Annotated in this window: 8 protein-coding genes; 6 read left to right on the top strand and 2 right to left on the bottom strand. The window is 73.6% G+C overall.

All coding sequences use genetic code 11. From position 1 onward, the window contains the following. Nucleotides 1-95: 95 nt before the first annotated feature. Nucleotides 96-1334: a phospholipase D-like domain-containing protein gene (locus ACFXPK_RS28525; protein ID WP_385079947.1), complete on the bottom strand. Its 1239-nt coding sequence runs from the start codon at nt 1332-1334 to the stop codon at nt 96-98. Nucleotides 1335-1491: 157 nt separating this feature from the next. Here ACFXPK_RS28525 and ACFXPK_RS28520 point away from each other — a divergent pair, with 157 nt between their 5' ends. The 5 genes from ACFXPK_RS28520 (at nt 1492) to ACFXPK_RS28500 (ending at nt 7344) form a co-directional block, all read left to right on the top strand. After that, nucleotides 1492-2325: a M55 family metallopeptidase gene (locus tag ACFXPK_RS28520; RefSeq protein ID WP_385001544.1), complete on the top strand. Its 834-nt coding sequence runs from the start codon at nt 1492-1494 to the stop codon at nt 2323-2325. 1 nt (nt 2326) lies between these two features. After that, nucleotides 2327-3697, top strand: a complete 1371-nt coding sequence (locus ACFXPK_RS28515; RefSeq protein ID WP_385001576.1) for a M20/M25/M40 family metallo-hydrolase — start codon at nt 2327-2329, stop codon at nt 3695-3697. A gap of 79 nt (nt 3698-3776) precedes the next feature. Next, nucleotides 3777-5792, top strand: a complete 2016-nt coding sequence (locus tag ACFXPK_RS28510) for a S9 family peptidase (RefSeq protein WP_385079956.1) — start codon at nt 3777-3779, stop codon at nt 5790-5792. Then, entirely contained in the window at nt 5789-6724 is a 936-nt protein-coding gene (locus ACFXPK_RS28505) for an LD-carboxypeptidase (RefSeq protein WP_385079946.1), read from the top strand. Before ACFXPK_RS28510 ends, ACFXPK_RS28505 begins: the two co-directional genes overlap by 4 nt. Before the next feature lie 65 nt (nt 6725-6789). Continuing rightward, nucleotides 6790-7344, top strand: coding sequence for a GNAT family N-acetyltransferase (locus tag ACFXPK_RS28500; protein ID WP_385079943.1), 555 nt, complete (start codon nt 6790-6792; stop codon nt 7342-7344). On the opposite strand, the gene ACFXPK_RS28495 is transcribed toward ACFXPK_RS28500, so the two are convergent. Further along, nucleotides 7310-7660 carry a DUF6204 family protein gene (locus ACFXPK_RS28495; RefSeq protein ID WP_385079941.1) on the bottom strand — a complete coding sequence of 117 codons (351 nt, stop codon included), beginning with the start codon at nt 7658-7660 and terminating at the stop codon, nt 7310-7312. The genes ACFXPK_RS28500 and ACFXPK_RS28495 overlap by 35 nt on opposite strands. Before the next feature lie 92 nt (nt 7661-7752). On the opposite strand from ACFXPK_RS28495, the gene ACFXPK_RS28490 reads away from it, so the two are divergent. Continuing rightward, nucleotides 7753-8664, top strand: coding sequence for an arginase family protein (locus tag ACFXPK_RS28490; RefSeq protein WP_385079939.1), 912 nt, complete (start codon nt 7753-7755; stop codon nt 8662-8664). Nucleotides 8665-8779 lie beyond the last annotated feature (115 nt).

Genomic DNA, 8779 nt, shown 5'->3' with positions numbered 1-8779 from the left:
GGGGGGTTTTCCCCCCCCTGGGGGGGGGTTCGCGCTCCCGCCCGCGCCGGGGGGGCGGCCCGCCGCGGCCGCCCCCGGGCCCCGAGGCCGTGACCTCAGCGGCAGGCCGCCACGTTGTCCGCGGTGCCCGGACTGGCCGCCGCCCGGACCTGGGTGAAGTTCGCGAGGAACGCGTCGTACACCGATCCGGTGGTGATGCGCAGCAGCGACTCGTCGTTGTTGCGCAGCGCGGGACCGCTCCAGTTGTGGCTGCCGGTGAAGACCAGCCGCGACACCGATCCCGCGTACTTCCCGTCGATCATCATGTTCTTGGAGTGGACGATCCGGTTGGGCGTGGACGGGTCCGCGTCGTGGTCGTGCTGGTAGCAGCGGGTCGTCAGCCGGGTCTGCCCGTGCAGCGCGTTCCACGTGCCCGTGTCCGTCTCGCTGTAGACGAGATCGACCGTGCACCCCTCGGCTGCCTTGGCACGCAGCTTGTCCGCGACGGCCTGCCGGGTGACCTTCAGCATGGCCGCGCGGATCACCGAACGGTGGCTGCCCGCGCTGTCCGTCCACACGCACTCGACGTTGTCGAGCGTGTTCACCACCGTGTCGCTCGACGCGGTCGTTCCGGCGCGCGGGAAGAAGTACACCTTGTAGTCGGCCGCGTTGGCGTACGTGTACGACCAGGCGGCCCGGTTCTGCTTCCCCAGCTTGACGAAGTAGTCGCTGTACGCCGTGTACAGGGCGGTGTTCCCGCCCACGACCACCGCGCTGTTCCAGAAGCGCGAGTAGTTCGACGGGGTCAGATTCGACGAGGTCTGCACCACGACCTGCTGGGCGGCGCCACCCCCGACGCTGCTGAACAGCACGAACTTGTTGTGGTTGATGCCGCCGCTCGTGGAGAGGCACGACCGGCCCGCCGCGCACAGCTTCACGTACGAGGTGCTCGCGATGTCCGTGCCGAGCGCCGCCTTGAGCGTGTTGTACGGGGCCGGATCGATGCCCGTGGTGCTGACGCTGGACTCGTCCAGCACCACCTGGACCCGCACCGACCGTTCCTGGTGCGCCGTCACCAGATCCTGTGCGACGGTCTTGTCCCACAGGTGGTACAGCGCCAGACGGATGGTGGAGCCCTCGTCGGCCGCCGCGATCAGCGCGCGGATCCGGTCCCTGATGGCGTTCTGCGCCGCCGTGTCACCGGTCGGCTGGTTGAAGACCGTACCCATGGGCGGCGCGTCGGCGGCCGCTGCCGCCGTGACCGGCCCGGCCACTCCCAGTCCGACGGCCAGGACCAGCGCCGTGCCGAGCGCGGCCAGCCGGCCGCGCACGCGCGGGAACACCCGCAATCTCATAGAACCCACGTCTCCCCCCTGAGACATTCCGGCAGTCCTGTAATGGACGTGCCCTCTGTGGCGGGACCATACAGTCGTGTCGTCAAGTCGGTCCACACTCGCCCTGCCCCGGACCGGCGCGCGGTCGCGCGGCGCCGGGCGGAGAACGGAGCCACCCGTGAAGATCCTGATCAGCGCCGACATGGAGGGCGCCACCGGGGTGACCTGGCCCGGCGACGTCCTGCCGGGGACCCCGCAATGGGAGCGCTGCCGCGCCCTGTTCACCTCCGACGTGAACGCCGCGGTGCTCGGCTTCCTCGACGGCGGCGCCGACGAGGTCCTCATCAACGAGGCCCACTGGTCCATGCGCAATCTGCTGCTGGAGCGGCTGGACGAGCGCGCGCAGATGCTCACCGGGCGGCACAAGGCGCTCTCCATGGTCGAGGGGGTGCAGCACGGTGACGTCGACGGCATCGCCTTCGTCGGCTACCACACCGGCGCCGGCACGGAGGGCGTGCTCGCCCACACGTATCTCGCGAACAGCCTCACCGGGGTCTGGCTCGACGGCGTACGCGCCAGCGAGGGCCTGCTCAACGCACAGGTGGTCGCCGAGTACGGCGTCCCCGTCGTCCTGGTCACCGGCGACGATCTGACCTGCGAGGACGCGATCGGTTACGCCCCCGAGGCGCACAAGGTCGCGGTGAAGGACCATGTGTCGCGGTACGCGGCCGTCTGCCGTACCCCGGCCCGTACCGCCGCGGACATCCGCGCCGCCGCGAAGGAGGCGGCGGGCCTGGCCGTACGCCACGCCCCCGTCGACGGCGGCCCGTTCACCCTGGAGCTGGAGTTCGACGCGGCCCATCTCTCCGACACCGCCACGGTCGTCCCGGGCGTCGCGCCGAGCGGGGAACGGCGCGTCAAATACACCAGCGGGACGATGTATGAGGCCATTCGCACCTTCAAAGCGGTCACGACGATCGTTTCGTCCGCCGTGGAGGAGCAGTATGGCTGACATGAACAGCAGCAACATCAGTGACCCGGGCGGCGCCCGCGACACCGGCGGTGACGCCCTCGACACGACAGCGCTCGACGAGGTCGTGGCCTTCACCTCCGACCTGATCCGTATCGACACCACCAACCGGGGCGGCGGGGACTGCCGGGAGCGGCCGGCCGCCGAGTACGTCGCCGAGCGGCTCGCCGCGGCCGGACTCGAACCCACCCTCCTGGAGCGGACCCCCGGGCGCACCAACGTCGTGGCCAGGATCGAGGGCACCGACCCGTCCGCCGACGCGCTCCTCGTCCATGGTCATCTCGACGTCGTCCCCGCCGAGCCCGCCGACTGGACCGTCCACCCCTTCTCCGGCGAGATCAGGGACGGGGTGGTGTGGGGCCGGGGAGCGGTCGACATGAAGAACATGGACGCGATGGTCCTGTCCGTCGTCCGCGCCTGGGCCAGGAACGGGATCCGGCCGCGCCGCGACATCGTCATCGCCTACACCGCCGACGAGGAGGCCAGCGCCGAGGACGGCTCCGGCTTCCTCGCCGACCACCACCCCGAGCTGTTCGAGGGGTGCACGGAGGGCATCAGCGAATCCGGTGCCTTCACCTTCCACGCGGGCCCCGGCATGACGCTCTACCCCATCGGCGCGGGGGAACGCGGCACCGGCTGGCTCAAGCTGACCGCCCACGGCAGGGCCGGGCACGGCTCCAAGGTGAACCGCGCCAACGCCGTCAGCCGGCTCGCCGCCGCCGTCGCCAGGATCGGCGACCACCCGTGGCCCGTCCGGCTCACCCCGACCGTACGGGCGGCGCTCGCCGAGGTCGCCGTGCTGCACGGCATAGAGACCGACGTGTACGCGGCCGACCTCGACGTGGACGGACTGCTGGGCAAGCTCGGACCGGCCGCCGCGCTGATCGAGCCGACGGTGCGCAACAGCGCCAACCCGACGGTCCTGGAGGCCGGTTACAAGGTCAATGTGATCCCGGGGCAGGCCACGGCGTACGTCGACGGGCGGACGGTGCCCGGCGGTGACGAGGAGTTCCGTACCACCATGGACCTGCTGACGGGCCCCGACGTGGAGTGGGAGTTCCACCACCGGGAGGTCGCCCTCCAGGCGCCCGTCGACTCACCGACCTTCGCCAAACTGCGCGCCGCCGTCGAGCGCTTCGACCCGGCCGGGCACACCGTGCCGTACTGCATGTCGGGCGGCACCGACGCCAAGCAGTTCTCCCGGCTCGGCATCACCGGCTACGGTTTCTCCCCGCTCCGGCTGCCGCCCGGCTTCGACTACCAGGCGCTCTTCCACGGCGTGGACGAACGCGTGCCGGTCTCGGCGCTGCACTTCGGTGTCCGGGTGCTCGACCACTATCTGAAGTCCGCCTGAACCCGCGTCCGGTCCGGTCCGCCGGATCACGCCCGAGTACGCCCGGCCCTGCCGTGCCGAGGAGCGAGGAACGTCCGTGATACTGCCCACCGGGCCCTACGGGACCTGGCCGTCCCCCATCGACGCCACCCTGGCGGCCTCGCACGACGGGCGCCCCGAGTACGTCGGGACGGTCGGCGACGAGGTGTGGTGGACCGAGCCGCGCCCGGCGGAGGGCGGCCGGCGCGCGCTCGTACGCCGCCGCGCCGACGGCCGCGAGGAGCCGGTGCTCCCCGCCCCCTGGGACGTCCGCAGCCGGGTGATCGAGTACGGCGGGCTGCCCTGGGCGGCGGCGGAGCGCCCGTCCGGCGGCCCGCTCGCCGTCTTCGTCCACCTCCCCGACCAGCGGCTGTACGCGTACGAACCGGACGGCGCGGCGGAGCCCCGCCCGCTCACCCCGGTGTCGGACGTCGGCGGCGGGCTGCGCTGGGCCGACCCGGTGATCCACCTGGACCGGGGCGAGGTCTGGTGCGTCATGGAGGAGTTCACCGGGGAGCGGCCCACCGACGTACGCCGGGCGATCGTGGCCGTACCGCTGGACGGCGCCGCCGCCGGGGACCGTACGGCCGTCACCGAACTCTCCGACGACCGGCACCGCTTCGTCACCGGGCCCCGGCTCTCCCCGGACGGGCGCTCCGTCGTCTGGATCGCCTGGGACCATCCGCAGATGCCCTGGGAGGGCACGGTGGTGATGCTCGGCCGGGTCGCCGCCCCCGGCCCCGCCGGCACCGCCCCCTTCACCGGGGTCGGGCCGGTGGTGGGGGACACCGACGAGTCGGTCGCCCAGGCCGACTGGGCGCCGGACGGCTCGCTGCTCTTCGTCTCCGACCTGAGCGACTGGTGGGAGCTCCAGCGCATCCGCCCCGGCGGCACGGGCGACGGGGTCGTCGCGAGCACGGCGCTCTGCACCGGCCGCCGGGAGGAGTTCGGCGGACCGCTGTGGAAGATCGGCCTCCGCTGGTTCCGGCCGCTGGCCGACGGGCTGGTCGCCGTCATCCACGGCCGGGGCTCCACCGCGCTCGGCATCCTCGACCCCGGGACCGGCGAACTCGTCGACGCCGCGGGCCCCTGGACCGAGTGGGCCCCCACCCTCGCCGTCCGGGACCACCATGTCATCGGCGTCGCCGCCAGCCCGCGCAGCGCGTACGAGGTCGTGGAGGTGGACACCCGTACCGGAGAGGCCCGCGTCATCGGCTCGGCCCACCACGACCCGGTGGACCCCGCGTACTACCCCGAGCCGCAGATCCGCACCTTCACCGGGCCCGACCACCGCGAGATCCACGCCCATGTCTACCCGCCGCACCACCCGGGACGCGGCGCCCCCGCCGACGAACTGCCGCCGTACGTGGTGTGGGCCCACGGCGGACCCACCGGGCACGCGCCGCTCGTCCTCGACCTGGAGATCGCCTACTTCACCTCGCGCGGCATCGGCGTCGCCGAGGTCAACTACGGCGGCTCCACCGGCTACGGACGCGCCTACCGCGACCGGCTGCGCGAACAGTGGGGCGTGGTCGACGTCGAGGACTGCGCGGCCGTCGCCGAGGCGCTGGCCGCCGAGGGCACCGCCGACCGCGCCAGGCTCGCGGTACGCGGCGGCAGCGCCGGCGGCTGGACCGCGGCGGCCTCCCTCACCGGTACGGACCTCTACGCCTGCGGCACCATCATCTACCCGGTCCTCGACCTGGTCGCGTGGGCCACCGACGAGACCCACGACTTCGAGTCCCGGTACCTCCACTCGCTGATCGGCCCGTTCGACGAGGTCCCCGGCCGCTACCGGGACCGCTCGCCCCTCCGGCACGTCGACCGGATCACCGCGCCCTTCCTGCTGCTCCAGGGGCTCGACGACGTGATCTGCCCGCCCGCCCAGAGCGCGCGCTTCCTGGCGCGCACGGCAGGACGCGGCATCCCGCACGCGTACATCGCCTTCGAGGGCGAGGGGCACGGCTTCCGCAGGGCCGAGACGATGGTCCGCGCGCTGGAGGCCGAACTCTCCCTGTACGCACAGACCTTCGGCATCACCCGCACCGATGTGCCGCGTCTGGAGCTGACCACATGACCTCCCCGATCACGCCGCTGACCCGCCCCGCCCGGCTGCGGCCGGGGGCCCGCGTCGCCGTGGTGGCCCCCAGCGGCCCCGTCCCCGCCGACCGGCTGGAGGCCGGACTCGCCGTCCTGCGCGGCTGGGACCTCGACCCGGTCGTGGCCCCCCATGTCCTGGACGTCCACCCCCACGGCTACCTCGCCGGTACGGACGCGGACCGCGCCCGCGACCTCCAGGAGGCGTGGTGCGACCCGTCCGTCTCCGCCGTGCTCTGCGCCCGGGGCGGGTACGGGGCCCAGCGCATGGTGGACCTGCTCGACTGGACCGCGATCCGCGCCGCGGGCCCCAAGGTCTTCGTCGGCTACAGCGACATCACCGCGCTGCACGAGGCGTTCGCCGTCCGGGCGGGACTGGCCACCCTGCACGGCCCGATGACCGCCACCCTCGCCTTCCTCAAGGACCCCGGGACCCAGGAGTCGCTGCGCGCCACGCTGTTCGCGCCCGAGTCCGTCCGCACCCTCGGCCTGGACACGGCCCGCGCGCTGGTCCCGGGGCGGGCGCACGGCGTCACCCTCGGCGGCTGCGTCAGCCTGCTCGCCGCCGATCTCGCCACCCCCCACGCCCGGACCTCCTCCGCCGGCGGGCTGCTGATGATCGAGGACGTCGGCGAGGAGCCGTACCGCCTCGACCGCATCCTCACCCAACTGCTCCGCTCCGGCTTCCTGGACGGCGTCGCCGGGATCGGCCTCGGCTCCTGGGCGCAGTGCGGACCGTACGAGGACGTCGCAGCGGTCCTGCTCGACCGGCTCGGGGGACTCGGCGTACCGGTGGTCGAGGAACTGGGCTTCGGACACGGTGACACGGCGCTGACGGTGCCGCTCGGGGTGCCCGGGGTGCTCGACGCGGAGAGCGCCACGCTCACCCTGGACGTGCCCGCGCTGACCTGACCTGTCCCGTACGCGGCGGCGGGACGACGACGCACCGGGGCGGCCGGCCCGTCTAGGCTGGTGCGATGCCCGGCCTCCCCGCCCCGCTCGCCGAGGGCGCCCGCACCTATCTCCGCCCGTTCCGCCCCGAGGACGCCGACGAGTTCACCGCCCTCGCCCGCGCCGCCGGGGAGCTGCACCGCCCCTGGCTCTTCCCGCCGGACGAGCCGGACGCGTACGCCGTCTACGCGGACCGGCTCATCACGGACCCCGCACGCGCCGGCCACCTCGTCTGCGCCCGCGAGGACGACCGCATCGCCGGGTTCGTCAACATCAACAACATCGTCCACGGCGCGTTCCGCTGCGGGGCGCTCGGCTACGGCGCGTTCGCGCACGCCGCCGGGCGCGGGCTGATGAGCGAAGGGCTGGGACTGGTCGTCGGCCGCGCCTTCGGCCCGCTCGGTCTGCACCGTCTCGAAGCCAACATCCAGCCCGCCAACACCGCGTCCGTCGCACTCGTACAACGCGCCGGGTTCCGGCTGGAGGGCTACTCGCCGGAGTTCCTGTTCGTCGACGGCGCGTGGCGAGGCCACGAGCGCTGGGCGATCACCGCGGGGCCTGCCGTGACCCCTTCCGGTTGATCTTCATCGTGTCCAGATCGGTCACCGTGGACCGCAGCGCCCCGTGGCCGCACCCCAGCTCCCGCAGCGCCGCCCCGGCCAGCTCCTCGGCGAGCGCGCCCGCCATCTCCTCGCCGTCCGCCGCGTCCGATACCACCTCGTAGCGGTAGCTGAAGTGCTTGAGCGCCGCGTCGTACGTGAGCGAGCCCTCCGGTGTGAACCGCATCTGCGCCAGCCCGTGCAGATCCAGCTCGGCGAGGAGCCGGGCGCGCCGCTCCTCCGTCAGCCCCTCCCAGGTGCCGCGCACGATCACCCGGTACGTGTGCTGAGTGCCCATTCCGCCGCTCACTTCCTCGTGTGCCGGGCCGGCGTCCGTGCCGGTCCGTCCCTGCCTTGAGGCCGCAGCGTACGACGGAGAGGATGGCCCGCATGCGGAATTTCGTGGTCATCGACGCCCCCTCCAACCTCGGGCTGCGCCCGCCCGTCCCGGGCACCGTGCCCGGGTGCTGCAAACTCGCCGGGGCCCTGCGCGAGCGGCGGATCGTCCAGCGGCTCGGCGCCGCGGAGGGCGGGGTCGTCGTCCCGCCCCGCTACGACCGGGGCGACTGGCAGGAGGGCGACGGGGTCTTCAACGCGGCGGCGATCGCCGCGTACACGCCCCGGCTCGCCGACCGGATCGAACACCATGTGCGGGCCGGGGACTTCCCCGTCGTGCTCGGCGGGGACTGCTCCATCCAGCTCGGCGCCTCGCTCGCGCTGCGCCGCCTCGGCCGGTACGGACTGGCCGCGATCGACGGCTCGGCGGACTTCCGCCACCCCGGCAACTCCTCGCGCGTCGGGGCCGCCGGGGGCGAGGAACTGGCCCTCGGCACCGGGCGCGGCCAGCGCGACCTGACGGACCTGGAGGGGCTGCGGCCGTACCTGCGCGACGAGGACGTCCGGCTCTTCGGGATGCGGGACGGCGACGAGGACCGCGCGGAACTGGCCGCGCTGAAGATCTCCACGGTGACCGTCGGCGAGCTGCGCGCGGGGGGCGTGGCCCGAGCCGCCGCGGACGCCCGTCGGTCGCTGGAGACACCGGAGCTCGACGGGTTCTGGGTCCATCTCGACGCGGACGTCCTCGACCCGTCGGTGATGCCCGCGGTCGACAGCCCGGACGACGGCGGCCTCTTCCCCGGTGAACTCGCCGTACTGCTGCGGACCTTGGTGGGCTCGGAGCGGTGCACCGGTCTCAACGTCACCATCTACGACCCGGACCTCGACCCGGACGGCAGGGCGGGCACGCTCCTGACGGACCTCGTCGTGGGCGCGTTGGAGCCGACGCCCGGGGGCACCGCGTAGCGGAGGGGGGGGGGCGGGGCGCGGCCGGGGGCCCCCGCCCGCCCGCGCCGGCGAGCCCGCCCCCCGGGGGCGCGCGGGCCCCCGCCGCGGCCGGCGGGGGGCGCTCCCGCACTCT

The organism is Streptomyces sp. NPDC059142 (assembly GCF_042755665.1).
Lineage (GTDB): Bacteria > Actinomycetota > Actinomycetes > Streptomycetales > Streptomycetaceae > Streptomyces.
The sequence above is the reverse complement of the archived record's forward strand: the minus strand, read 5'-3'. Positions and strand labels throughout refer to the sequence as shown.

What these genes read in the sequence shown, in the direction of transcription:
- ACFXPK_RS28525 (WP_385079947.1), bottom strand. Translation starts at nt 1,334, where the DNA reads ATGAGATTGCGGGTGTTCCCGCGCGTGCGCGGCCGGCTGGCCGCGCTC.
- ACFXPK_RS28500 (WP_385079943.1), top strand. Translation starts at nt 6,790, where the DNA reads ATGCCCGGCCTCCCCGCCCCGCTCGCCGAGGGCGCCCGCACCTATCTC.
- ACFXPK_RS28515 (WP_385001576.1), top strand. Translation starts at nt 2,327, where the DNA reads ATGAACAGCAGCAACATCAGTGACCCGGGCGGCGCCCGCGACACCGGC.
- ACFXPK_RS28490 (WP_385079939.1), top strand. Translation starts at nt 7,753, where the DNA reads ATGCGGAATTTCGTGGTCATCGACGCCCCCTCCAACCTCGGGCTGCGC.
- ACFXPK_RS28505 (WP_385079946.1), top strand. Translation starts at nt 5,789, where the DNA reads ATGACCTCCCCGATCACGCCGCTGACCCGCCCCGCCCGGCTGCGGCCG.
- ACFXPK_RS28495 (WP_385079941.1), bottom strand. Translation starts at nt 7,660, where the DNA reads ATGGGCACTCAGCACACGTACCGGGTGATCGTGCGCGGCACCTGGGAG.